This window comes from Pseudohaliea sp., from assembly GCF_040217025.1.
Taxonomy (GTDB): Bacteria; Pseudomonadota; Gammaproteobacteria; order Pseudomonadales; family Halieaceae; genus Pseudohaliea.
In genome coordinates this window covers 208,025-233,076 of the sequence record NZ_JAVJOA010000004.1, presented here as the reverse complement: position 1 = coordinate 233,076, position 25,052 = coordinate 208,025, and the positions used below count along the sequence as shown (strand labels likewise).

22 protein-coding genes are annotated in these 25,052 nt (G+C 68.2%); 11 read left to right on the top strand and 11 right to left on the bottom strand.

Translation table 11 applies throughout. The features are described from left to right. Positions 1–3 precede the first annotated feature (3 nt). From RKE50_RS02050 to hemE, 8 genes are all read left to right on the top strand, one after another. Positions 4–618, top strand: coding sequence for a type IV pilus inner membrane component PilO (locus tag RKE50_RS02050; RefSeq protein ID WP_350033990.1), 615 nt, complete (start codon positions 4–6; stop codon positions 616–618). A 2-nt stretch (positions 619–620) separates the two neighbouring features. Beyond that, the gene (locus RKE50_RS02045; protein WP_350033988.1) at positions 621–1,151 is read left to right on the top strand and encodes a pilus assembly protein PilP; all 531 of its coding nucleotides are present in this window, start codon (positions 621–623) and stop codon (positions 1,149–1,151) included. Between the two features lie 57 nt (positions 1,152–1,208). Further along, the gene (locus RKE50_RS02040; protein WP_350033986.1) at positions 1,209–3,344 is read left to right on the top strand and encodes a type IV pilus secretin PilQ; all 2,136 of its coding nucleotides are present in this window, start codon (positions 1,209–1,211) and stop codon (positions 3,342–3,344) included. Positions 3,345–3,362: 18 nt separating this feature from the next. Beyond that, positions 3,363–3,890 carry a shikimate kinase AroK gene (gene aroK, locus RKE50_RS02035; protein WP_350033985.1) on the top strand — a complete coding sequence of 176 codons (528 nt, stop codon included), beginning with the start codon at positions 3,363–3,365 and terminating at the stop codon, positions 3,888–3,890. 25 nt (positions 3,891–3,915) lie between these two features. Then, positions 3,916–5,001 carry a 3-dehydroquinate synthase gene (gene aroB, locus RKE50_RS02030; RefSeq protein WP_350034391.1) on the top strand — a complete coding sequence of 362 codons (1,086 nt, stop codon included), beginning with the start codon at positions 3,916–3,918 and terminating at the stop codon, positions 4,999–5,001. A gap of 131 nt (positions 5,002–5,132) precedes the next feature. Then, positions 5,133–9,578 (top strand): glutamate synthase large subunit, encoded by a 4,446-nt coding sequence (gltB, locus tag RKE50_RS02025; RefSeq protein WP_350033984.1) that lies wholly within the window; start codon positions 5,133–5,135, stop codon positions 9,576–9,578. Positions 9,579–9,603: 25 nt separating this feature from the next. Continuing rightward, positions 9,604–11,025 carry a glutamate synthase small subunit GltD family protein gene (locus RKE50_RS02020; RefSeq protein WP_350033982.1) on the top strand — a complete coding sequence of 474 codons (1,422 nt, stop codon included), beginning with the start codon at positions 9,604–9,606 and terminating at the stop codon, positions 11,023–11,025. Positions 11,026–11,084: 59 nt separating this feature from the next. After that, positions 11,085–12,155 (top strand): uroporphyrinogen decarboxylase, encoded by a 1,071-nt coding sequence (gene hemE, locus RKE50_RS02015; RefSeq protein ID WP_350033980.1) that lies wholly within the window; start codon positions 11,085–11,087, stop codon positions 12,153–12,155. Positions 12,156–12,176: 21 nt separating this feature from the next. Here the strand turns inward: hemE and cysE are convergent, their stop codons facing one another. Beyond that, the gene (gene cysE / locus RKE50_RS02010; protein ID WP_350033978.1) at positions 12,177–12,989 is read right to left on the bottom strand and encodes a serine O-acetyltransferase; all 813 of its coding nucleotides are present in this window, start codon (positions 12,987–12,989) and stop codon (positions 12,177–12,179) included. Positions 12,990–13,038: 49 nt separating this feature from the next. Continuing rightward, positions 13,039–13,686: a tRNA (guanine(46)-N(7))-methyltransferase TrmB gene (gene trmB / locus RKE50_RS02005; protein ID WP_350033976.1), complete on the bottom strand. Its 648-nt coding sequence runs from the start codon at positions 13,684–13,686 to the stop codon at positions 13,039–13,041. Between the two features lie 115 nt (positions 13,687–13,801). Here trmB and RKE50_RS02000 point away from each other — a divergent pair, with 115 nt between their 5' ends. Then, entirely contained in the window at positions 13,802–14,530 is a 729-nt protein-coding gene (locus RKE50_RS02000; protein WP_350033974.1) for an acyltransferase, read from the top strand. 447 nt (positions 14,531–14,977) lie between these two features. Here the strand turns inward: RKE50_RS02000 and RKE50_RS01995 are convergent, their stop codons facing one another. The 5 genes from RKE50_RS01995 to RKE50_RS01975 are packed head-to-tail and all read right to left on the bottom strand — an operon-like array spanning position 14,978 to position 19,202. Continuing rightward, positions 14,978–15,958, bottom strand: coding sequence for a serine/threonine protein kinase (locus RKE50_RS01995; RefSeq protein WP_350033971.1), 981 nt, complete (start codon positions 15,956–15,958; stop codon positions 14,978–14,980). Then, a complete protein-coding gene (gene modC, locus RKE50_RS01990) occupies positions 15,955–17,037 on the bottom strand; it encodes a molybdenum ABC transporter ATP-binding protein (RefSeq protein ID WP_350033969.1) in 1,083 nt (360 codons plus the stop codon). The genes RKE50_RS01995 and modC overlap by 4 nt, the downstream gene beginning before the upstream one ends. Beyond that, entirely contained in the window at positions 17,034–17,720 is a 687-nt protein-coding gene (modB, locus tag RKE50_RS01985; RefSeq protein WP_350033967.1) for a molybdate ABC transporter permease subunit, read from the bottom strand. The genes modC and modB overlap by 4 nt, the downstream gene beginning before the upstream one ends. Beyond that, complete coding sequence (gene modA / locus RKE50_RS01980; RefSeq protein WP_350033965.1) at positions 17,711–18,427, bottom strand: molybdate ABC transporter substrate-binding protein; 717 nt, start codon at positions 18,425–18,427, stop codon at positions 17,711–17,713. Before modA ends, modB begins: the two co-directional genes overlap by 10 nt. A gap of 7 nt (positions 18,428–18,434) precedes the next feature. Beyond that, positions 18,435–19,202: a ComF family protein gene (locus tag RKE50_RS01975; protein WP_350033963.1), complete on the bottom strand. Its 768-nt coding sequence runs from the start codon at positions 19,200–19,202 to the stop codon at positions 18,435–18,437. A gap of 270 nt (positions 19,203–19,472) precedes the next feature. On the opposite strand from RKE50_RS01975, the gene RKE50_RS01970 reads away from it, so the two are divergent. Then, positions 19,473–21,266 (top strand): acyl-CoA dehydrogenase C-terminal domain-containing protein, encoded by a 1,794-nt coding sequence (locus tag RKE50_RS01970; protein WP_350033962.1) that lies wholly within the window; start codon positions 19,473–19,475, stop codon positions 21,264–21,266. Between the two features lie 44 nt (positions 21,267–21,310). Here the strand turns inward: RKE50_RS01970 and RKE50_RS01965 are convergent, their stop codons facing one another. Then, positions 21,311–21,787 carry a thermonuclease family protein gene (locus tag RKE50_RS01965; RefSeq protein WP_350033961.1) on the bottom strand — a complete coding sequence of 159 codons (477 nt, stop codon included), beginning with the start codon at positions 21,785–21,787 and terminating at the stop codon, positions 21,311–21,313. Between RKE50_RS01965 and RKE50_RS01960 the strand changes: the two genes are divergently transcribed. After that, positions 21,786–22,082 (top strand): DUF3094 family protein, encoded by a 297-nt coding sequence (locus tag RKE50_RS01960; RefSeq protein WP_350033959.1) that lies wholly within the window; start codon positions 21,786–21,788, stop codon positions 22,080–22,082. The two genes, RKE50_RS01965 and RKE50_RS01960, sit on opposite strands and share 2 nt — an antisense overlap. Here the strand turns inward: RKE50_RS01960 and RKE50_RS01955 are convergent, their stop codons facing one another. The 3 genes from RKE50_RS01955 to RKE50_RS01945 all read right to left on the bottom strand — a co-directional run bounded on the left by RKE50_RS01955 (position 22,083) and on the right by RKE50_RS01945 (position 25,038). Next, positions 22,083–22,316, bottom strand: a complete 234-nt coding sequence (locus tag RKE50_RS01955; protein WP_350033958.1) for a hypothetical protein — start codon at positions 22,314–22,316, stop codon at positions 22,083–22,085. 107 nt (positions 22,317–22,423) lie between these two features. Next, complete coding sequence (locus RKE50_RS01950; RefSeq protein WP_350033956.1) at positions 22,424–23,482, bottom strand: phosphotransferase enzyme family protein; 1,059 nt, start codon at positions 23,480–23,482, stop codon at positions 22,424–22,426. A 65-nt stretch (positions 23,483–23,547) separates the two neighbouring features. Beyond that, on the bottom strand, positions 23,548–25,038 hold the full coding sequence (locus RKE50_RS01945) for an aldehyde dehydrogenase family protein (RefSeq protein ID WP_350033954.1): 1,491 nt from the start codon (positions 25,036–25,038) through the stop codon (positions 23,548–23,550). Positions 25,039–25,052: the final 14 nt, after the last annotated feature.

Here is a 25,052-nt window from a genome sequence, read left to right as displayed (position 1 = left end):
CTGATGGCGCTTGAAGATTCCCTGCGGGCCTTACGGGAGTTCGATCTCTCCGACCTCAACATGGACAACATCGGCACGCTGCCGGTGCTGGTCAAGGCGATCCTCTGCGTGCTGCTCTTCGGCGCGCTGGTGGCAGCGGGCTACTACTACCATGTCGAGGAACTGCGCAATAACCTCGCGCGGGTCGAGGGCGAGGAAGGCAAGCTCAAGCAGGAATACGAGAAGAAGGCCTTTCAGGTTGCCAACCTCGATGCCTACCGCCGGCAGATGATCGAGATGGAGGAGAGCTTCGGCGCGCTGATCAGCCAGCTTCCCTCCGACACGGAAGTGCCCGGGCTGCTTGAGGACATCACCAACAAGGGGCTCCAGAACGGCCTCAAGATCGCCTCCATCGACCTGCAGAAGGAGGTCAGCCGGGAGTTCTACGTGGAGCTGCCCATCGCCATCTCCGCCAGCGGCTCCTACCACGACCTCGGCGCCTTCATCAGCAGCATGGCCGGTCTGCCGAGGATCGTGACGCTGCACGACTTCGTGATTTCCGGCGGCGGTGGCAACGCAAGCGCGCTGCAGATGAACATCACCGCCAAGACCTACCGCTACAAGGACGGGGACAGCTAGCAATGTTGAAGCGTGCCCGCGTTCTCGCCGCCCTCGCCCTCGCCCTCGCCCTGGGTGCCTGTGGTGGCAAGGATTTTTCCGACCTCGACCAGTTCATGGCCGAGAAGAAGGCCCGGCCCGGCGGCGTCATCGCGCCGATCCCGACTTTCAAGGCCTACGAGCCCTTCGCCTACAGCGCCACCCGCATGCGCAGCCCCTTCGACCGGCCCATCGCCGTGCGCGACATTGCCCGGCTCGCCGGCAAGAACGCGATCAAGCCCGACACGGAGCGGCCGAAGGAGTTTCTCGAGCAGTTCACCTTCGATTCGCTGTCGATGGTGGGCACGCTGGCCCGGGGCGGCAGGGAATGGGCCCTGGTGCGGGATCCCGATGGCGGCATCCACCGGGTGACCGAGGGCAATTTCCTCGGCCGCGACCACGGCAAGATCGTTGAGCTGACCGATACCTACCTGGCCGTGGTAGAGATCGTCAGCGACGGCACCAGTGAAGGCTGGGTCGAGCGGCCGCGCACCATCGAACTGAGTGGCTTGTAGATGATTACCACAATGACGGCCATGGGGAAGAGCAGGACAAAACGGGGAGCTGGCATCATGGCACAGAGACAAGAACGCTCAGGGGGACGGCTCGCGCTGGCGCTGCTGCTCGCCGGCGTGGCGACCCTGGTGGACCTCGCGGCGGCCGCCGCGGCGACCCACGCGGTCACCGATATCGAGTTCAGCTCCCGGCCCGGAAGCAAGTTCGAGGTGCGCCTCGACTTCGATGGCCCGCCGCCGGCGGAGCTCCAGTCCTACACGATCGAGAAGCCGGCGCGGATCGCCATCGATTTTCCCGATACCGCCAGCCGTCTCGAGCGCAAGCGTTTCAGCCTGCCCTACGGCAATGCCACCGAGGTCCTCGTCCTCGAGGCCAGCGAGCGCACGCGGCTGGTGCTCAACCTGGTCAAGCTGGTGCCGTACGAGACCCGCGTCGACGGCAACAGTCTCTACCTCACCGTCGGCCAGGATTCCGAGGGCCAGTACTACAAGCGCAGCTCCGATCCGAACCGCGTCAAGTCAGCGGTGGAGGATGTGATGGAGGTCGTCTCGCGTATCGAGGACCTGCAGTTCCAGCGCGGCCCCGACGGCGAGGGCCGGCTGATGCTCGAGCTGTCTGACCCCTCTGTGGACGTGAACGTGTTCAGCGAGCGCGGCGACGTGAAGGTCGAGTTCATCGACACGGACGTGCCCGAGCGGCTCATGCGCAACTATGACGTCACGGATTTCGCCACTCCCGTCGTCTCCGTGGATGTGGGCACCACCGAGCGCGGTGCCACCCTGACCCTGAAGACCACCGGGGATTTCGACTACCTCGCCTACCAGGCAGATGACCAGTACGTGGTCGCCGTGAAGCCCCTCACCGAGGCCGAGGTGGAAGAGCGCCGCAGCGAGTTCGCCTACGTCGGCGAGCGCATCTCCCTGAACTTCCAGGACATCGAGGTGCGCGCGGTGCTGCAGCTCATCGCCGACTTCACGGAGCTGAACCTCGTCGCCTCCGACACGGTTTCCGGCCGCATCACCCTGCGCCTCAAGAACGTGCCCTGGGACCAGGCCCTGGAGCTCGTGCTCAAGACCAAAGGGCTGGACAAGCGCCAGGTGGGCAACGTACTGCTGGTGGCGCCGGCGGCGGAGATCGCCGAGCGCGAGCGCCAGGAGATCGAGGCCAACAAGCAGATCGCCGAGCTGGCGCCGCTGCGCTCGGAGTTCATCCGTATCCGCTACGCCAAGGCCGCGGAGATGGTGCAGCTGTTCCAGGCCGGCTCCGAGGAAGGCGGCTCGCTGATCTCCTCCCGGGGCTCGGTGATCGTGGACCCGCGCACCAACTCGCTGATCGTTACCGAGACCTCCTCCAAGCTGGCGGAGATGCGCGACCTCATCGACAAGGTCGACATCCCGATCCGCCAGGTCATGATCGAGTCGCGCATCGTCATCGCCCAGTCCGACCTCGAGAAGGAACTCGGCATCCAGTGGGGCGGCGGGTACCTCGACCCCGACGCCGATGGCAACATCCTGTCCATCACCGGCGACAGTGCCAACGCCGTGAACCTGAACAACTCGGTCATCAACGGCACCCAGCCAAACCTGTCCTACCCGGGCGCGCTCATGGTGGATCTCGGCGTCGGCAGTGCGACCAGCGGCTTTGCCGTGGGCTTCACCTCCGAGGACCTCTTCCTCACCGCCGAGCTCAACGCCCTTGAGTCGGCGGGCAAGGGCGAAGTGGTGTCGCAGCCGAAGGTGATTACCGGCGACAAGCAGCAGGCGAACATCAAGTCCGGTACGGAGATTCCCTTCCAGCAGGCCGCGGCCTCCGGCGCCACGGCGGTGCAGTTCAAGGAGGCGGTGCTGTCCCTGGACGTGACGCCCAACATCACCCCGGACGATCGCATTCTCCTCGACCTGGTGATCACCCAGGATTCCGTGGGCGACCTCGTGCCCAGCGGGCAGGGCGGCCTCATCCCCGCCATCGACACCACGGAGCTGACCACCCAGGTGCTGGTGGGCAACGGCGAGACCGTGGTCCTCGGCGGGGTGTTCCGCACGGAGCTGGTGGAGACGGTCAACAAGGTGCCGTTCTTCGGCGATATTCCCTACGTGGGTGCGCTGTTCCGCAACGAAGCGCGGCAGACGACGAAGACCGAGACGCTGATCTTCATTACGCCGCGCATCCTCGCCGATACGCTCCTCGACTAGCGGGGTCCCCGGCAGGCCGTGCCCGATCTGCGCAGGGTCTTCCTGGTCGGCCCCATGGGGGCCGGCAAGACCACGATCGGCCGCCAGCTGGCCCGCTCCCTCGGCCTCGGCTTCGCCGATACCGACGCGGAGATCGAGGCCCGGACCGGGGCGGACATTCCCTGGATCTTTGACGTCGAGGGCGAGGCGGGCTTTCGCGACCGCGAAGAGGCCGTGATCGCTGAGATGACCACCTGGGACGACACGGTGCTGGCGACGGGCGGCGGCGCGGTGCTGCGGCCCGCCAACCGGCAGGTGCTTTCCGAGCGGGGCTTCGTCATTTACCTGTGCACGACTCTCGAGGAGCAGCTTCGCCGCACGCGAAAGGACCGCAACCGGCCCCTGCTGCAGACGGCCGACCCGGAAGGCACGCTGCGACGCCTGTTTGCCGAGCGCGACCCGCTCTACCGCTCGGTGGCGGACCTGGTGATTGACACCGATTCGAGCAGCCCCAAGACTGTTGCCCAGCGCGTGCTGGCCTCCCTGCGCGCCGCTACCGACAGCTGACAGGACCTGCGCCATGGCGCTGATCATGCACATGCTGCACGTCGACCTCGGCGAGCGCAGCTATCCCATCTATATCGGCCGAGACCTGCTCGGCGACCCGACACTCCTCGCCCGGCACCTCGCCGGACGCCAGGTGGTGATCGTGTCCAACGACAAGGTGGCACCGCTCTACCTCGGCCGGCTCCGCGATGCGCTGGACTCGCCGGTGGCGGTCACCGAGGTAATCCTGCCCGACGGCGAGGCGCACAAGACCCTCGAGAGCTTTGAGACCATCCTCGACCGGGCGCTCGCCGACGGACACCATCGCACGACGACCTTCATCGCGCTCGGCGGCGGCGTGGTCGGCGACCTTACCGGCTTTGCCGCCGCCTGCTACCAGCGCGGTGCGGCATTGCTGCAGGTGCCGACGACGCTCCTGGCCCAGGTCGATTCCTCCGTCGGCGGCAAGACCGGCGTCAACCACCCGCTGGGCAAGAACATGATCGGCGCTTTCCACCAGCCGGCGGCGGTGCTCATCGACCTGCAGGTGCTGCAGACGCTGTCGGACCGTGAGTTCGCGGCGGGCCTCGCCGAGGTGATCAAGTACGGCCTGATCCGCGATGCCGGCTTTTACCGCTGGCTCGACGAGCACCTGGCGGCGCTGCTTGCGCGGGAAGAGGCCGTGCTCGCGGAGGCCATCGAGCGCAGCTGCGCGACCAAGGCTGCGGTGGTGGCGGAGGACGAGCGCGAGGGCGGTGTCCGCGCGATTCTCAACCTCGGCCACACCTTCGGCCACGCCATCGAGACCGCGCAGGGCTACGGCAGCTGGCTCCATGGCGAGGCGGTGGCCGCCGGCATGGTGCTCGCCCTGCGCTTGTCCGCGTCCCGGGGCTGGGTGCCCGCGGCAGAGGTGGACAGGCTCATCGCCCTGCTGCGCCGCGCCGGCCTGCCGGTGGTGCCGCCGGCGGACATGGACGCGGAGCGCTTTCTCGCGCTCATGGCCCGGGACAAGAAAGTTGTCGACGGTCGCCTGCGGGTCGTCCTGTTGCGGGAGATCGGTCACGCGGTAGTCGTGGGCGACGTTGACGGGCAGGAAATCGATGCCCTCCTCGGCGGTGCCGTGGCCATTTAGGACCACCCCGGGGTGGTTTGTTCGCCCCCTCCCATCTGTGTAGAATTGCCGATCCCCGCCCTGCCCAGCTTCGCCGTGGCGAGGCGACTGCCGCGGTAACCAGCTGATTTATCTTATTTTTTGGGAATCTTATGAGAGCAGGCCTGTATCGACCTGAGGAGTTCCGTGACAATTGCGGTTTCGGGTTGATCGCACACACGGCCGGTGATGCGAGCCATCGCCTGCTGCAGTCAGCCATCGAGTCCCTCACCTGCATGACCCACCGCGGCGGCATCGCGGCGGACGGCAAGACAGGTGACGGCTGCGGCCTGCTCATGCAGATGCCCAGGGACTTCATGGCCGCCGTGGCGCGCGAAGACCTCGGCGTCGAGCTGCCCGCGAACTTCGCCGTCGGCATGGTCTTCCTGGCCGCCGATGAGGCCCGCGCCGATGCGGCCCGCGCCGCCATGCAGGGTGCCCTCGAGGACCAGGGCCTCCCCGTGCTCGGCTGGCGGGCCGTGCCGACGGACCCGAGCGTCTGCGGCGAGATCGCCCTGGCGTCGCTGCCGCGTATCGAGCAGGTCTTTTTCGATGGCGGCGAGTGCACCGAGGCCGAGCTCTCCACGAAGCTCTTCGTCGCCAGGCGCAAGGCGGAGATCGCCAACGAGGGCGACGAGGACTTCTACATCTGCAGCCTCTCCGGCCGGGTACTCAGCTACAAGGGCCTGGTCATGCCGGTGGACCTGCCGCGCTTCTACCCGGACCTGGGCGACGAGCGCCTGGCGACGGCGATCTGCGTCTTCCACCAGCGCTTCTCCACCAACACGCTGCCGCGCTGGCCCCTGGCCCAGCCGTTCCGGCTGCTCGCGCACAACGGTGAGATCAACACCATCCAGGGCAACCGCAACTGGGCCGAGGCGCGCACGGCGCTGTTCGAGTCGGAACGGCTGCCGAACATCCGCGAGATTGCGCCGATCGTGAACCGCACCGGCTCGGACTCCTCGAGCCTGGACAACATGCTCGACGTGCTGCTCACCGGTGGCGTCGACATGCCCCGGGCGCTGCGTATGCTGATCCCGCCGGCCTGGCAGAACATCGAATCCATCGATCCGGACCTGAAGGGCTTCTACGAGTACCACTCCATGCACATGGAGCCCTGGGACGGCCCGGCGGGCATCGTGCTCACGGACGGCCGCTACGCGGTCTGCCTGCTCGACCGCAACGGCCTGCGCCCGGCGCGCTGGGTGCGCACCAAGGACGGCTTCATCACGCTGGCCTCGGAGGTCGGCACGCACGAGTACCGCAGTGAGGATGTCATCGCCAAGGGCCGGGTCGGCCCGGGGCAGATTCTCATGGTCGATACGCACACCGGCGAGCTGCTGCAGAGTGAGGAGATCGACAACCGCCTGAAGGCCAGCAAACCCTACAAGCGCTGGCTGAAAGAGAACGCCGAGCGCATCGTCGGCAGCTTCGACCCGGAGGTCACCCCGGGCATCGAGCCCGAGCGCATGAACGCGTACATGAAGATGTTCCAGGTGAGCTTCGAGGAGCGCGAGCAGGTGCTGAGCCCGCTCGCCGAGACGGGCAACGAGGCCGTCGGCTCCATGGGCGACGACACGCCCATGGCGGTGCTTTCCGCGGGGCCGCGCTCACTCTACGACTACTTCCGGCAGCAGTTCGCGCAGGTCACCAACCCGCCCATCGACCCGCTGCGCGAGGCCATCGTCATGTCGCTCGAGACGGACCTCGGCGGTGAGAAGAACATCTTCTCCCAGGGTCCCGAGCACGCGGACCGGGTCATCCTCACCTCGCCGGTGCTGTCCCAGGGCAAGTTCAACACGCTCATCAACCTGAAGCGCGAGGGCTTCTCGCCGCGGGACGTGGACTGCACCTACCATCCCTCGGAGCACACCCTGGCCGAGGCCATCGACGCCATGGTGGCGGAGTGCGCGCGGCTGGTGCGGGAGGAGGGCGTGACCATCCTGGTGCTCTCGGACCGGGCCATCGCCCCGGACCGGCTGCCCATCCACAGCCTGCTGGCCACGGGCGCGGTACACCATCACCTCATCGCCGAGGGCCTGCGCTGTGACGCGAACATTGTCGTCGAGACCGCCAGCGCCCGCGATTCCCACCAGATCGCCTGCCTGATCGGCTTCGGTGCGACCGCCGTGTATCCCTACCTCGCCTACAGCGTGCTCGAGGACCTGATGCGCTCCGGCGAACTCCTCGGCGACCCGGGCGTGTGCTTCAAGAACTACCGCAAGGGCATCAACAAGGGCCTGCTCAAGATCATGAGCAAGATGGGTATCTCGGCGGTGAGCTCCTACCGCGGCGCCCAGCTCTTCGAGGCCATTGGTCTCGGGCCGGACGTCGTCGACCGCTGCTTCTGTGGCGTCACGTCGCGGATCGCCGGCGCGGGCTTCGCCGAGCTGGAGTCGGACCAGCATCGGCTGGCACTGGATGCCTGGCGCGAGCGCAAGCCGATCCAACAGGGCGGCCTGCTCAAGTACGTGCATGGCCAGGAGTACCACGCGTTCAATCCCGACGTGGTGACGACGCTGCAGCAGGCGGTGGCGAGCGGCGACTACGCGGTCTACCAGCGCTATGCGACGCTGGTGAACGAGCGCCCGGTGGCGACGATCCGCGACCTGCTCGAACCGGTGTGCGCCGACCAGCCGCTGGCTCTCGATGCGATCGAGCCGCTGGAAAACATCCTCAAGCGCTTCGACTCCGCCGGCATGTCCCTCGGGGCGCTGAGCCCCGAGGCCCACGAGGCGCTCGCCGCGGCCATGAACCGCATCGGTGCGCGCTCGAACTCCGGCGAGGGCGGCGAGGATCCGGCCCGCTTCGGCACCGAGCGCGTGTCCAAGATCAAGCAGATCGCCTCCGGCCGTTTCGGGGTCACGCCGCACTACCTGGTCAACGCCGAGGTGCTGCAGATCAAGATCGCCCAGGGCGCCAAGCCCGGCGAGGGTGGCCAGCTCCCGGGCGGCAAGGTGAACAGGCTCATCGCCCGCTTGCGCTACTCCGTGCCCGGGGTCACGCTGATCTCGCCGCCGCCGCACCACGACATCTACTCCATCGAGGACCTGGCGCAGCTCATCTTCGACCTTAAGCAGGTCAACCCGGAGGCGCTGGTCTCCGTGAAGCTGGTGTCCGAGCCCGGCGTGGGCACGGTGGCCGCCGGCGTGGCCAAGGCCTACGCGGACCTGATCACCATCTCCGGCTACGACGGCGGCACCGCGGCGAGCCCGCTGACCTCCATCCGCTACGCCGGTTCGCCCTGGGAACTGGGCCTTGCCGAGGTGCAGCAGACTCTGCGCGGCAACCGCCTGCGCGGCAATATCCGCCTGCAGGCGGACGGCGGCCTGAAGACCGGTCTCGACGTGATCAAGGCGGCCATCCTCGGCGCCGAGAGCTTCGGCTTCGGCACCGCGCCCATGGTTGCCCTGGGCTGCAAGTACCTGCGCATCTGTCACCTGAACAACTGCGCCACGGGCGTCGCCACGCAGAACGAACGCCTGCGCGACGACCACTTCAACGGCACCGTGGAGATGGTGGTGAACTTCTTCACCTTCGTCGCCACGGAGGTACGCGAGTGGCTGGCCCGCCTCGGTGTCGGCTCCCTCGAGGAGCTCATCGGCCGCACCGATCTCCTGCGCGTGCTCCCGGGAAGCACCGACAAGCACAAGCGCCTGGACCTGTCACCGATCCTGCACAAGGACGAGGACAGTGCCGACCAGCCGCAGTTCTGCCAGGTCGCGGCGAACCGGCCCTTCGACCGCGGCGAGAAGGCGGAAGCGATGGTCGCCGCCACGCTGCCGGCCATTGAGGCCCTGGCGGGCGGCGAGTTCCACTTCACCGTGACCAACTGCGACCGCTCCATCGGTGCCCGCCTCTCCGGCGAGATCGCCCGCCGCCACGGCAACGCGGGCATGGAGGCGGCCCCGATCACTCTGCGTCTCACCGGTACCGCCGGTCAGAGCTTCGGCGTCTGGAACGCCGGCGGGCTGCACATGTACCTCGAGGGCGACTGCAACGATTACGTGGGCAAGGGTATGGCCGGCGGCAAGCTGGTCGTGTACCCGCCGGCCGGGTCCGAGTTCCGCTCCCGGGAGGCGGTGATCGTCGGCAACACCTGCCTCTACGGCGCGACCGGCGGCAAGCTGTTTGCCGCGGGCATCGCCGGCGAGCGCTTCGGCGTGCGCAACTCCGGGGCCCATGCCGTCGTCGAGGGTACCGGCGACCACTGCTGCGAGTACATGACCGGCGGCTGTATCACCGTGCTCGGCGACACCGGGGTCAACTTCGGCGCCGGCATGACCGGCGGTTTCGCCTACGTGCTGGACTTAGAGCGCCGCTTCATCGACAAGTACAATAGCGAGCTGGTCGAAATCCACCGGGTGAGCTCCGAGTACATGGAGGCCCACCGTACCCACCTGCGCGCCATCATCGCCGAGTTCGTCGAGGAGACGGGCTCGGAGTGGGGCGCGGAGGTGTTCGAGAACTTCGAGGATTTCGTCGGCAAGTTCTGGCTGGTCAAGCCGAAGGCGGCAGATCTCGACCAGCTGCTCACGCGCCTGCGCGAGACCGACTGAGGCCGCGCGGGCAGGAGGTAATCCCATGAGTGGACGCGTCAGCAACAATTTCCAGTTCATCGATGTCGGTCGGCACGACCCGGACAAGCGGTCCATGACGACGCGCAAGACCGAGTACGTCGAGATCTACGACCCCTATACCAAGGCACAGGTCGAGGAGCAGGCGGACCGCTGCCTGGAGTGCGGCAACCCGTACTGCGAGTGGAAGTGCCCGGTGCACAACTTCATCCCCAACTGGCTGAAGCTGGTGGCCGAGGGCAACCTGTTCGAGGCCGCCGAGCTGTCGCACCAGACCAACACGCTGCCGGAAGTCTGCGGCCGTGTCTGTCCCCAGGACCGCCTCTGCGAGGGCGCCTGCACCTTGAACGACGGTTTCGGCGCGGTGACCATCGGCTCGAGCGAGAAGTACATCACGGACACTGCCCTCGCCATGGGCTGGCGGCCGGACCTGTCGCAGGTCGTACCCACGGGCAAGCGCGTCGCGATCATCGGCGCCGGCCCCGCGGGCCTCGGCTGTGCCGACGTGCTCACCCGCGCCGGGGTGAAGGCCGTGGTCTATGACCGCTACCCGGAAATCGGCGGCCTGCTGACCTTCGGCATTCCCGAGTTCAAGCTCGAGAAGCAGGTCATGATGCGCCGCCGGGAGATCTTCGAGGAGATGGGCATCGAGTTCCGCCTCAACATGGAGGTGGGTAAGGACGTGGAGATCGATGATCTCCTCGCCGACTTCGACGCGGTCTTCCTCGGCATGGGCACCTACAAGGCCATGCAGGGCGCCTTCCCCGGAGAGAACCTGCCGGGTGTCCACAAGGCGCTGTCCTACCTCATCGGCAATGTGAACAACAACCTGGGCTTCGACCAGGCCGACGGCGAGTACGTGAACCTGCGCGGCAAGCGCGTGGTGGTGCTCGGCGGCGGCGACACGGCCATGGACTGCGTGCGCACCGCCGTGCGCCAGGGCGCGGCCGACGTGACCTGCGCCTACCGCAGGGACGAGGAGAACATGCCGGGCTCTCGCCGCGAGGTGAAGAACGCCCGCGACGAGGGCGTCACTTTCCTCTTCAACCGCCAGCCGCTCGAAGTCGTGGAGTACTTCGGCGAAGCGGGCGGCGTGAAGCTGGTGAAGACGGAGCTGGGCGAAGCGGACGCCGACGGGCGTCGCCGCCCGCAGCCGATCCCCGGCAGCGAGCACGTGCTGGAGGCCGACGCGGTGATCATCGCCTTCGGTTTCCAGCCGAGCCCCGCAGACTGGTTTCCGAAGGTCGGCGTCGACACCAACGACTGGCAGGGCGTGGTGGCGCCCGAGCACCAGCAGTACAAGTTCCAGACCACCAACCCCAAGGTGTTCGCCGGCGGCGACATGGTCCGCGGCTCGGACCTCGTGGTCACCGCGATCTGGGAGGGCCGCCAGGCGGCCGAGGGCATCCTCGACTATCTCGAGGTGTGAGCAGCGCCGGCGCGCCGGCGCGCCGGCCATCGGGCAATCTTAAGGACAAGGCACGACCCATGAGTGAACTGAAGAACGACCGTTTCCTGCGCGCGCTGACGCGCCAGCCCGTGGACCGCACCCCCCTGTGGATGATGCGCCAGGCGGGCCGCTACCTGCCGGAGTACCGTGCCACCCGGGAGCAGGCGGGGTCCTTCATGGACCTGTGCAAGAACGCCGAGCTCGCCTGCGAGGTCACCCTGCAGCCGCTGCGCCGCTACCCCATGGACGCAGCCATCCTCTTCTCGGACATTCTCACGGTGCCGGACGCCCTGGGTCTCGGCCTCTACTTCGAGACCGGCGAGGGGCCGCGCTTCAAGAAGACCGTGCGCAGCGAGGCGGACATCGAGGGCCTCAAGCCCATCAAGGCCGAGGACGACCTTGGCTACGTCATGGACGCGGTGCGGACGATCCGCCGCGAGCTGAACGGCAGCGTGCCGCTCATCGGTTTCTCAGGCAGCCCGTGGACCCTTGCCACCTACATGGTGGAGGGCGGCTCGTCCAAGGACTTCGCCCGGGTGAAGGGCATGGCCTACGACCAGCCGGAGCTCATGCACCAGCTGCTCACCATCCTCGCCGACGCGGTTGCGGACTACCTCACGGCGCAGATCGAAGCGGGCGCCCAGGCGGTGCAGATCTTCGACACCTGGGGTGGCGCGCTCTCCGCCGCGGGCTACAAGGAGTTCTCCCTCAAGTACATGCAGCGCATCGTCGCCCGCCTGCCGAAAGAGGCGGACGGCCGCAAGGTGCCCTGCATCCTCTTCACCAAGGGCGGCGGCCAGTGGCTGCCGGCCATCGCCGAGAGCGGTGCCGACGCGGTCGGCATCGACTGGACGACGGACATCGCCACGGCTCGCGCCGCGGTGGGCGACAAGGTTGCGCTGCAGGGCAATATGGACCCGTCCATGCTGTTTGCGTCCCCGGCGCGGATTCGCGAAGAGGTGGCCTCGATCCTCGAGGGCTTCGGCCACGGCAGCGGCCATGTCTTCAACCTCGGCCACGGCATCACGCCCGGCGTGAACCCGGACCACGTGACCGCCTTTGCCGACGCCGTGGTGGAGCTTTCGCCCCAGTACCACAAGAACGACTGAGCCTGCCGCGCGCCGGCCCCGTCAGCCCTCGCTGCAGGGCCAGCCGTGATCCATCTCGAGAGCCGGCTGGTCCGAGCCCGGCCGCCCCACCACCTTCGCCGGCACGCCGGCCACGGTCGTGTGCGGCGCCACCGGCTGCAGCACCACGCTGCCGGCACCGACCTTGGCGCCCTCGCCGACGGTGATGTTGCCGAGGATCTTCGCTCCGGCGCTGATCAGGACGCCGTCGCCGATCTTCGGGTGCCGGTCCCCATCCTCCTTGCCGGTGCCGCCCAGGGTGACCGACTGCAGGATCGACACGTTGTTGCCGACCACCGCGGTTTCACCGATGACCAGGCCGGTGGCATGGTCCAGCATGATGCCGCGGCCCAGGCGGGCCGCCGGGTGGATGTCCACGCCGAACTTCGAGCTCATGCGGTTCTGGATCAGCAGCGCCAGCGAGCGCCGGCCCTGCTGCCAAAGCCAGTGCGACACCCGGTGCGCCTCGAGGGCGTGAAAGCCCTTGTAGTAAAGGAAGGGGATGTACAGCTCGCAGCAGGCGGAGTCCCGGTCCACCACGGCGCAGAGGTCCGCGCGCACCGCATCGAGAATCGCCGGGTCAGCGGCGAAGGCCTCGAGCACCACGTCCCGCAACAGTAGCGACGACAGCGCGGGGCTGTCGAGCTGGTTGGCGAGGTGAAAGCTGAGGGCGCTCTCGATGGAGCGATGGTTGAGGATGGTGGCGTGCAGGTAGCTGGCGAGCATGGGCTCTTCCGCCGCGTGCGACGCGGTTTCCTCGAGGATCTGCTGCCACACCGGATCGAGCCGGCTGCGATCCTGGGCTGTCTTGGCCATGGCTAAACCTCCGGGTCGGCGTCAGAGGGTAGCGCATTCACCGTACGAGTCACAGCCGCGCCCGGCAGCGCCAGAGGGGGTGGCCGCTGGCCCGGTACTTGGCTTCGAAACGCGTGAGGGGCTCGCCGGCGGGCACCGCGCTGATCGCCGAGGGCACGCCCGCCAGGTGCAGTGCGATGCCGAATTCCTCGACATAGAGACGCCAGTTGCTGCGCAGCTCGAGCGCACCGCCGAGCTCGAGCAGCAGCGGGAAGGCCGGGTGGCCGTGAACCCGGCGCTTCAGCTGCGCGGCCTTCGGCCAGGGGTTCGCGTAGAGCAGGTAGTGTGCCGCCAGCCGCACACCTTCCCCCGCCAGCACCTGCCACACGGCCTCGCAGTCCGCCTGCAGGAGCAGGTAACCGTCGCCCGCCTCGCCGTGCTTTGCCAGCCGCGCCGCGGACTTGTCGATGCCCACCACGAGGCAGTCCGGGTGCCGCTCGGCGAGCGCCCGGGTACTGGCCCCGGTGCCGCAGAAGCTGTCGAGCACCAGCGGCCGCGGGTCCACCGCACGCTGCGCCGCGAGTGCGTCCAGGGCCGGCCGGTTGTGCGCCGCGACCGGCTTGCGCCAGGGCTCGCGCAGGTGCCGCGCGACCAGCGGCCCGAGTGCCCGGTGCGGCCCCGCCTGGTTGCTTTCTACCTGCCTGGAGTTACCCGTCATGGCCCACGCTGCCCTCACTCCGCCGCGCTTGTTCTGCCCCCGTGATTGCCGCTGCTGCGCGGCCCTGCGATCATAATCGCTGGCACCTATGGCCCCAAACCAAGGCCCCCAAGCGATGCACGAGGACCTGCGCCCCTACTGGCTGAAAAAGCTCTACCTGCGCCTGCGCGACGCGTACACGGACTATTTCCTGCGCCCGCGCTGCGCCGGTCTCGGCCCGCACGCCAACCTCATGAAACCCTGGTACGTGCACATCTCGGGCAACAATATCCGCATCGGCCGCAGTTTCACCGCCATCGGTGAACCCGGTGCCCGCGTCGAGATTGGCGTCTGGGGCCGCGAGCAGGGGTTGGGCCGCATCGAGATCGGCGACTGCGTCCTCATGAGCCCCGGCAGCCGCCTCTCGGCCTCGGACGAGATCACCATCGGCGACGGCACGATGCTCGCCAACGGCGCCTACGTCACGGACTCGGACTGGCACACGCTCTACGACCGCACCGCCCGCGCCGAAACCCCCACCCCGGTGCACATCGGCCGCAACTGCTGGCTCGGCGACCACGCCACGGTCCTCAAGGGCGTCACGGTGGGCGACAACTCGGTGGTCGCCGCCCGCGCGGTGGTCACCAAAGACGTCCCCCCCAACGTCGTCGTCGCCGGCAACCCCGCCCGCGTGGTCCGTGAACTCGACCCGGAGCGCCCGATGACCACCCGCCTCGATTATTTTGCCGACCCGGAGGGCATGGAAAGCTTCTTCGATGCGGTGGATCGGGAGGTGCTCTCGGGGAATTCTTTCTGGCGGTGGCTGTTGTCGATGGTCTATCCGCGGTCTGTGGTTAAGCGCTAGCTGGCGCTTGGGGTACTTCGTAGTCGACGCCGGGGGCGCTTCGTAGTTCGGCGTCGGGGCCTGGGATTTACTGTCCCGGGACCGCAAAAGCGCCATCCATGGCAGCTCGACGAAGGCCATCCATGGCCTTCGACGTCCCGGGACAGTAAATCCCAGCCCCCGCCGCCTGACGTTTTTGCTACCCCCGCCACCGGACGTAATTGCCGGTGCTTAATGCGCCAGGTAAGTCGGCGCTCAATGTGTGGCTACACGGCAGGTGCTGGAGGGTGAGGTATACCCTGCCGGGGCGTCAGCGGACATGGATGTCCGCTGTCGAGCTGCCATGGATGGCGCTTTTGCGGTCCCGGCAGGGTATACCTCACCCTCCAGCGCCGGACTACGAAGCACCAGCCCCCAACCACCGAAGCACCAACCCCCCAACCACCGAAGCACCGAGCCGAAGTTCAATCAGAGCAACCGCAACGGCTCCTCATCCATCGCCGCCAGCTGCTCGCGGAGTTCGAGCACGTGGTCGGCCCAGTAGCGGTCCGTGTTGAACCAGGGGAAGCTGTGGGGGAAGGCGGGGTCGTCCCAGCGGCGGGCGAGCCAGCCGGCGTAGCGGATCAGGCGGAGCGTACGCAGGGTCTCGATCCAGCGCAGCTGCCGGGGGTCGAAATCCATGAACTCCTCGTAACCGGCGATCAGCTCCGACAGGAACGCCTCGCGCTGCAGACGCTCGCCGGAGAGGAACATCCACAGGTCCTGGACCGCCGGCCCGGTCATGCAGTCGTCGAGGTCCACGAAATGGGCGTTATCGTCGCGCCATAGGATGTTGCCGCCGTGGCAGTCGCCGTGCAGGCGCTGGCAGTCGGCGGGGGTGATCTCGGCCCAGAGTGGCGCGATGCGGCCGGCGAGGTCGGCGGTGAGGCTCTCGTAGGCGGGCTTGAGGTCGCGGGGGATGAAATGCTCGAGGAGGAAGACCCGGTTGTCGTCGAGCATGTCCTTCGGGTCCATGGCTGGGCGGTGCTCAAAGGGCCGTGCGGCGCCCACGCGGTGGATGCGGCCCAGCGTGCGGCCGAGGACGAGGAGGGCGTCCGGGTCGTCGAGTTCCGGGGGATAGCCGCCGCGGCGCGGGAACAGGGCGACGCGGAAGCCGGCGTGCTCGAAGAGCGTGCGGCCGTCGGCGCCGCGCAGGGGCGCGATGACCGGGATTTCCGCCTCCGCGAGCTCCGCGGCGAAGGCGTGCTCCTCGAGGATCTGTTCGTCCGTCCAGCGGCCGGGGCGGTAGAACTTGGCGATAAGCGGTTCGCCGTCCTCGATGCCGACCTGGTAGACGCGGTTCTCGTAGCTGTTGAGGGCGAGGAGCCGGGCGTCGCTCAGGTAGCCGGCGGCCTCCACGGCGTCGATGACCGTGTCCGGACCCAGCTGGTCGTAGGGGTGGTTGCTCAAAGGCTGTCTCCGGCAAGGGCCGTGCTCTTGATCTGGGCGTAGAGGGAATCGCCGGGGGCCAGGGCGAGCGCGTCGGCGGACTTGCGGGTAATGCGGGCGAGTAGCCGCTGGCCATCGATGGCCAGCTGCAGCAGGCAGTGGCTTTCCCCGGCGGGTCGCAGCGCCTCGAGGGTTACGGGCAGCAGGTTGAGGATGCTGGTGTCGGTCGGTCGCGTGCGGCACACGGACACGTCCCGCGCCGGGATGCGCAGCCGCCGGCGCTGCCCCGGGGTCACCGCCTCTGCGGTGACCCAGAGCGGCTCGCCGGCGAGGGTGAGGCGGGTGAGGCCGTAGGCGTCTTCCGTGCCGGCCACCGTCACCTCGACGATGGCGGCCGCGTCGGGCTCGTCGGCGAGGGGCGAGTCGAGGCGGCCGGCGAGGTCGAGGAGGGGGCCGCGGGTAAGGAGAGCGCCGTCGGCGAGAACCAGGAGCTCGTCAGCGATGCCGGTGATCTCCTCGATGCTGTGGCTGACGTAGAGCAGCGGGATCGCCAGCTCGCCGAGGGCCGCCTGCAGGGCCGCGAGGCACTCGCGCCGGGCCTCGCCGTCGAGGTTGGCCAGCGGTTCGTCCAGGAGCAGCAGCCGCGGATTGGCGAGCAGGGCGCGGGCGATGGCCACGCGCTGCTTCTGCCCGGCAGAGAGCGTGTCCGGCCGGCGCGGCAGCAGCGCCTCGATGCCCAGGGCCGCGCTCACGGCCGCCGCTTCCGGCCCGCCGGGTGCGGCACGGCGCCGGGCATAGGCGAGGTTGCCGGCGACGCTGAGCTGGGGAAACAGCCGCGCATCCTGGAAGACCACCGCGGCCCGCCGCCGGTGGGCGGGCAGGCAGCTGCCGCCTGTTTGCCAGGTCTCGCCGGCGAAGGCGATGCGCGAGCCCGGGTCGCCCCGGCGCAGGCCGGCGATGCAGTGCAGCAGCGTGGACTTGCCGGCCCCGGAGGGGCCGTAGACGGCGGTGACGCCGCGCGCGGGGAGTTCGGCGGCACAGGCGAGGCGGAAGCCGCTGTCGGGTGCCGTCCAGGCGAGATCGAAGCTGAGCCCGTTCATCGGCCGAGGCGCCAGGGGCGCAGGCCGCCGCCCCGGTAGATAAGGAAAAGGAGCAGCAGGGAGCAGACCACGAGCCCGCCGGCGAGGCGGTGCGCGCTCGCCAGCTGCAGCGACTCCACCTGGTCGAAGAGCGCGATGGACACCACGCGCGTCTCCCCGGGTATGTTGCCGCCGATCATCAGGACCACGCCGAACTCGCCGACCGTGTGCGCGAAGCCGAGGGCACCGGCGGTGAGAAAGCTGCGCCGGGTAAGCGGCAGCACCACGCTGGCGAAACGGTCCCGGGGACCGGCGCCGAGGGTGGCGGCGGCCTCGAGCAGCTCGCCGGGAATGCGCTGGAACGCGTGCTGCAGGGGCTGTACCACGAAGGGCAGGGAATAGATGACCGAGCCGATCACGAGCGCGGGAAAGCTGAAGGCCAGCTGCTCGCCGGTGAGCCACTGCCAGCCCCGGCCGAGGGGGCTGTCAGGCGCAAAGAGCAGCAGCAGGTAGAAGCCGAGCACCGTCGGCGGCAGCACCAGGGGCAGGGCGACGATCGCCTCGATGGCGGCCACGGTCTCTCCCCTGCGCCGCGACAGCCACCAGGCCAGCGGCGTTCCCAGCAGTAGCAGCAGCACGGCGGTCACCGAGGCCAGGGCCAGGGTGAGGCGGATCGCCGTCCACTCGTCGCCGGTCAGGGGCACGGGTCGTAGCCATCCCGATCGAGGATGGGGCGGGCGGAGGGCCCGGTGAGCCAGGCGAGAAAGGCCCCCGCAGATTCCTCGCGGCCGCCGGCGACGACGATGCCCTGCTGCTCGATGGGCGCGTGCCAGTCCGCCGGAATGGAAGCCGAGGCCTCGCCGTCGCCGACCAGGGAGCGGGCGACCAGGGCCAGGTTTGCCGCGCCGGTGGCGTGGAACTGCCAGGCCTGCTGCACGCTGGCGCCGCGAAGCAGCCGTCGTTCGATTTCTGCGAACGGGGGCCGTGCGAGCACTGCCTCGGCGGCGACGCCGTAGGGCGCTACGGTCGGGTTGGCGATGGCGACGCGCTGCCCCGGCGTCGCCAGCGCGGCCAGGGGACCGCCGAGGAGCACCAGCCGCCCGCGGGCGTAGCAGCGCCGGCTCGCGGCGAGGCCGACCCCTTCTTCGGCGAGGCGCCGCGGCCGCTCGGCGTCGGCGGCGAGGAACAGGTCGAAGGGGGCGCCGTGGCGCAACTGGTTGTAAAGCATGCCCGTGGCCGCGCTGCTCAGCAGCACCGACGTGCCCGTCTCGCGCTCGAAGGCGGCGCCCGCCCGCTCGGCGGTCGCGCGGAAGTTGGCCGCCACCGCCACGCGCAGCGGCTCCGCCACGGCGGGCAGCGCCAGGAGGCAGAGGGAAAGCAACAGGGCGTACAGTCGCTTGCGGCGGGGCATGGCGCTCTCATCGCTGGGTCGTGGCCGGCGCGCGGGCGATACACCAGAGGTCTACCCGCCGCGCCCCTGCGGCCTTCAGGGCGCGGGCCGCGGCGTCGGCGGTGGCGCCGGTGGTGCAGACGTCGTCGACCACGGCGAGATGGAGGTTGTCACAGGGCCCCCGGGGAGTAAAGGCGCCGCTCACGTTGGCGCGGCGCTCGCGCTGGCCCAGCGCCGCCTGGTTGCCCGTGGGCCGGTGGCGGCGCAGCAGGCGGCGGTCGATGGGCACGCCATCGAGTGCCGGATGGATGCGGACGATGGCCGTGGCCAGCCGTTCGCCCTGGTTGAAGCCCCGCCACCACAGGCGGCGCCAGTGCAGCGGCACCGGCAGGACCCGGTCGGGGCGGTCCGGCGCCGGCGCATGGCGCAGCCACAGGTCCGCGAAGAGCGCGTTCAGCGCGAGGTCGCGCCGGTACTTCCAGCGCCCCACGAGCGCGGCGAGGGTGGCGTCGTAGCTGAGCGGCGCGAGCACCCGGTCGAAGGCGAGGCCGCCGCGGCAGGCGGGGCAGGGTGGGCCGCCGGGCGGCGTATCCGGCAGCGCGCAGCGCTCGCACCCGTTGAAGTTGAAAGTAAGTAAGCCTTCACATTCGCCACAGAGCGCCAGGGGCCGGCGACTCAGCCGATCACAGAGAGCACAGTGGTGCGGGAACAGGCCGTCGACGAGATCGCGGCCCGCGCGGCGGGACCGGCGCCAGGCCCTGACTGCCGCGTCTCTCGCCAGAGACTCTTTCGCCATGGCACCAGTTTGCCTGCACCGGGCGCGCGGGGCGCGCCCTGCGTTTCGTCATTTCCGCGATCCCGGGTGGCGCGGCGTGCCGTTCGCAGGCCTGTGAACCGCGTCTGAAAAAACCCGTCGGGCGCCTTCCGCTGCCATGGATATCGACTATATTAGCGATCCATGTAAACGGTGAACACATGCACCGCTGAACACCGGCCGGTGGCAATCCGCCGCCCCGTGCCCGCTACCCCCGCGGCCTCGCCGCGGTCCTGTTGGAGGAAAGACACCATGCCCGAGTACAAGGCTCCCCTGCGCGATATTCGCTTCGTCATCGACGAGGTGCTGGATTCCGGGGCCGTCTACCAGACCCTGCCCGGCTACGAAGAGGCCACGCCGGACCTGATGGCCGCGATCATCGAGGAAGGTGCGAAGTTCGCCGAAGGCGTGCTGTCGCCCCTCAACCAGAGCGGCGACGAAGAGGGCTGCACCTGGTCCGAAGACGGCGTGAAGACGCCGGCCGGCTTCCCGGAGGCCTACAAGCAGTTCGTCGAGAACGGCTGGCCCTCGCTCTCGGCCGACCCGGAGTTCGGCGGCCAGGGCATGCCGAACATGCTCGGCATCGTCATCAACGAGATGGTCGGCACCGCGAACTGGTCCTGGCTCATGTACCCGGGCCTGTCCCACGGCTGCATCAAGACCCTCGAGGCCCACGGCAGCGCCGAGCAGAAGGCGCAGTACCTGCCGAAGCTGGTCGCCGGCGAGTGGACGGGCACCATGTGCCTCACCGAGTCCCAGTGCGGCTCGGACCTGGGCCTCCTGCGCACCAAGGCCGAACCGCAGGCCGACGGCAGCTACGCCATCACCGGCACCAAGATCTTCATCTCCGCCGGTGAGCACGACATGGCCGAGAACATCGTCCACATCGTGCTGGCGCGCCTGCCGGACGCCCCGGAGGGCACCAAGGGCATCTCCCTGTTCGTGGTTCCCAAGTTCAACGTGAACGAGGACGGCAGCCTCGGCGCGCGCAACGCCGTGCACTGCGCCTCCATCGAGAAAAAGATGGGCATCAAGGCCTCGGCCACCTGCGTCATGAACTTCGACGGCGCCACCGGCTACCTCATCGGTGAGCCCAACCGCGGCCTCAACCTCATGTTTACCTTCATGAATACGGCCCGCATCGGCACGGCGATCCAGGGCCTGGCCCACGCCGAGCTGTCCTACCAGGGTGCTCTCGCCTATGCCCGGGAGCGCCTGGCGATGCGCAGCCTGTCCGGGCCGAAGAACCCGGACGGACCGGCGGACCCGATCATCGTGCACCCGGACGTGCGCCGCATGCTGCTGACCCAGAAGGCCATCGCCGAGGGCAGCCGCGCCATGCTCTACTACCTCGCCATGCTCGGCGACGTGGTCGACCGGGGTGACGAGGAGCGGGCGAAGCAGGCCGACGACCTGATGGCCCTGCTCACCCCGATCGCCAAGGCCTTCGTGACCGAGGCCGGCTTCGAGGCGGCCAACCACGGCGTGCAGATCTTCGGCGGTCACGGCTTCATTCGCGAGTGGGGCATGGAGCAGATCGTGCGCGACGCGCGCATCGCCATGCTCTACGAGGGCACCACGGGCATCCAGGCGCTCGACCTGCTCGGCCGCAAGGTGCTCGGCTCCGGCGGCAAGCTGCTCACGGCCTTCACGGACCAGGTGGGCGAGTTCATCGCTGCGCACGACGACGAGCCCGTGGTGGAATTCATGGACCCGCTGGGCCGCTACAAGGACGAGTGGCTCACGCTCTCCCTCGCCGTGGGCGAGAAGGCCATGGCCAATGCCGACGAAGCGGGCGCTGCCGCGGTGGATTACCTGATGTACGCCGGCTACGTGACCCTCGGCTACTTCTGGGCCCGCATGGCGGTGGTCGCGCAGGCAAAGCTGGCTGCCGGTGAAGGCGACAAGGACTTTTACGAGGCCAAGCTGCACACCGCGCGCTTCTACTTCCAGCGCCTGCTGCCCCGCGCCGACGCGCACCGGGCGGCCCTGCAGTCCGGCGCGGACAACCTGATGGCCATGCCGGAGGCGCTATTTGCCCTCTAGGCCGTTGAACGGCCCCGGGCGCCGCCCCGGGGCCGGATTTTCCGCTAGGGTAGGTAGCCCGCAAAGCCCCAGACGCCAACCCCCCGGGAACGCGCGATCTTCTCCAGGGTCTGGTAGGCGATGGGTGCATCGGGCAGCGCGACCGCCCAGCCGCGCTCCAGCAGGTAGGCGGCGAGGTCCTCGCCTTCGTCGAAGGTGCTGGCGTCGACGCGGCAGCGCCCGGGTACCGTGCCGTCCTGCAGGCGCTCGCCGAGCACGCAGCGCACGAAGCCGTCGATGCGGAAATCCAGGGCCAGCGCCGCCTGCGACCCGCAGACCACGGGCCGTCGCGACGTGCGGCAGGTGCGGTCGGTGCGCGGGATGTGGATCCCGTAGAGGCGCACGGTCTGGCCCGCGATCCGTAGGGTGGCATCCTCGTTGAGGATGGCATAGCTGTTGATTTCGCGGGCGCTGCCGGGTGCCGCGAAGCAGAGGCAGGTGGCCAGGAAAACGGCGCTGGCTGGAAGACGTCGACCGGTCATGCTCTCAAGTCTAGGCGAATCGGCGCTCGCCTACCGGGCGGGCGATGGCCAGTGGCGCTACAATGTGGCCATGGACGACAGCAAGCACGAACAGGATCGCGACCCCGTGGACGACAATAGCCCGCGCCTGAAGCCGGAAGACCAGGCCAAGGTCGACGAATTCCTGCAACAGGGCGTCAACTCCGTCGAACGCAAGCCCTTCAAGCCGCTGCGGCTCCTCGTCCTCCTGCTCGTGGTCGTGACCACGCTGAGCGTTATCAGCCAGCTGCTGGCAAAATGGGCCGGGGTGTACTGATCACTTCGGCCGCGGTGGAGCCAGCCGGCGCCCCAGCCGAAGCAGCCCATAGCCGGCGCCCACCCCCGCCACCGTCAGCAGAGCCATGACGGCGAGCTGGTCGCCCGCCTCGCGGCCGCCCGTGCCGATAAAACCCATCAGCAGGAGTCCCACGAAGCTCCCGCCGACGAGGAGTGACCAGGCGCCAAGCCCGGCGCCGGCGATAATCAGGAGCGTGCCGAGGAAGCGCTGCATGGTTCCTTCGCCCCGGACTCACGATTCGTGTGCATGCCCGAAGCATAGCGCATGGCCGCGATGGTTAGAGAGACGGGAGGGTGCAGGGCGCCTTTCAGAATCGGAGTCTAGCCAAGGAAAGGCAGACCGGTTACCGCCTGTGTATTCTCGCCGCTGTTCAAGGCAGCGCCTGCGATATCCGTCAGCCGTTGACGCTGGTCATGCACGGCCGCGTAGAGCGCGAACTGGGACTCGGCACGCCGCTGTGAATGCTCGCTGTGACTGGGGAAGCGCGTGGCGTCCCACGCGAAATAATCCTCACGGATCGCGTCCACACAGAAGCGCACCGCCAGGGTCAGGCAGGCCCGCGCGATCCCGGCCACCAGGGAATCGCCCTCCGCCTCGTCGAGAAAACCACTGGCCGCGGAGGCATAGCCCAGCACGGCGTTTCGGAAAAGCTCGTCACTGAAGTGCGCTACCGCGTTGTCCTCTGCGGCCAGGTTGCACCAGGACCGCATGGCGTCACCCAGCTCGAGCGGGAGTAGACCCTGCCCGACCGTATCGAGGTCTATAAGACATGTGGCGACCCGGTCTTCGCGCCGGAACAGGATATTGGATATCTTTAGATCGCCGTGACAGGTTCGCGTGGGCAGCGCCGGCAGTGGCGGCAGTCGACTCGCCGCGTCCCCGAGCGTGTCGACGAGCGGTAAGAGCGCACGGCGCCGCCGGTGGGTGACAAGTGCCTTTTCGCAGGCAAGCAGCCGTGCCAGGTGGAAATCCAGGTCCAGCAGCTTCATGTCGTGATGTTCGAAGCCGTCCGGCTGCCTCGCCAGGGCGCGATGGAACCGGGCGACGAGGCGCCCGGCGTGATACGCGTCAGCGGGATGCAGAAAAGCTGTCTGACTGAAACCGTCGACGTAGCTCAAGGTCCGCCATCGCGCACCGCCGATGCTTGCCTCCGTATCGCCATCGAGCGTGCGGACCAGCTCCGGCGACTGCAGGCCGGAGGCCAGCAGTTGCCGGCTTACCCGCTCGATGTTTCGGGAGACGGCGTCGGGGAGCGCAGGGTGGAGCCGCTGCAATATGTAGCGATCCCGGCACGCGGTGGTGACGAGCAGGGTCCTGTTGATCAGGCCCGCCGTGATTTCCTCGACCGTCGCCTCTTGAAAGCCGTAGCTAGCGAGCACGCTCTGCAGCTGCTGGGGTTCGCTAGCGCCCGTTGCCATCTGCCCCAGGGAGAAAGGGAGTCCGCCTAGACATCGAACACCGCGTCGTTATACGGATACCACCATTCCTGGACTGCCTGTGAGGGGTCAAGGGTCACGTATTTGACGTTGCGAAACACGTTGAGGCCTTCTGGCCCCAGCTCGCGTCCCAGCCCGGAACGCTTGCGTCCGCCGAAGGGCAGCGCGTCGTTGTCGACGAGGGGGTTGTTGATCCAGACCATGCCACTTTCCAGCTCTTCCGAAGCCCGCATCGCCTCCTGGAGGTTACTCGTGAGGACCGTCGCCCCCAGGCCGTAGCGGGACGCGTTGCAGAGATCGAGCGCCTCTTCGAAGCTGGCTGCCTTGCATAGGGCCACGGCGGGGCCGAAGATCTCGGTCTTCATGATGGGCATTTCGGGCGTCGCGTCCAACAAGACGGTCGGCTCGTAATACCAGCCAACCGGTTGATCTGGTGGTATGCGGCCACCGCAGGCAAGGCGAGCACCCGCCTCACACGCCTCCACGACAAGCTTCGCCAGCCGCTCGCGGGATTTCTCGGTAGCCATGGGGCCGATTTCGTGGCGGCCCAGGCCATCGCCGATACGCAGTGCCTTGACGCGTTCGACGAACCTGTCCACAAACTCGTCGTATACGCTTTCCAACACATAAATCCGCTCAGTCGATGTGCAGATCTGGCCGGAGAGGTGGAACGCCGCGCAGGTCGCAGCGGCGGCTGCGTAATCGAGATTGCCATGGCTGCTGACCACCATCGGATCGTTGCCGCCGCCTTCGATTACAGACGGAATCATGCGCTCCGCGCATTTGATTGCGACGGTTCTCGCTGTTTCCGCAGAGCCGGTAAATGCGACGACATCCACGTGTTCCGACTCCACCAGGGTCGCTCCGGTTGCCCCGTCGCCGGGAATACAGCTGACAACGCCGACAGGTAGCGCTGCAAAGTGCTGCATGAAGCGTAGCGTGCAGAGCGTGCTGACTTCCGATGGCTTGATGACCACCGCATTTCCCGCCGCCAGCGAGGCGGCTACGGTGAAAGCCATGATCAGGATCGGGTAGTTGTAGGGAACGATGTGCGCGCTGACCCCACAGGGGTCGTAGCGCTTGAACTGCAGGAGACCCGGCTGGATTGCACCGGCGATGCTGCCGGCGTCGTCCCGTGCCAGCTCGGCGAAGTACTGGAAGATGGGCGCGATGTTTGCGAGCTCGCCGAAGGCCTCGGGCAGCGGCTTGCCGACCTCGAGGGTCATCAGCCGCGCAACCTCGTGGTGCAGTTCGTGGCGCATGGAATGGGCGACCGCGTGGAGCATCGCCGCCCGCGTTTTCGGGTCCGTTTTCGCCCAGGCGCGCTGGGCACTGCGCGCTTCTGCGAGGATCTTTTCAAGCTGGGCTCTGTTCGGCACGCCCCGCTTGCCGACCGTCTCCAGCGTCGAGGGGTTTGCCACCTCGAATTCCTCGCCGTCGACGGCGAAGTAGCGATTGGCGCTGAAACACTGCGCTATCCCGGGGTCGAAGTCGGACATCGGATCACCTGCGC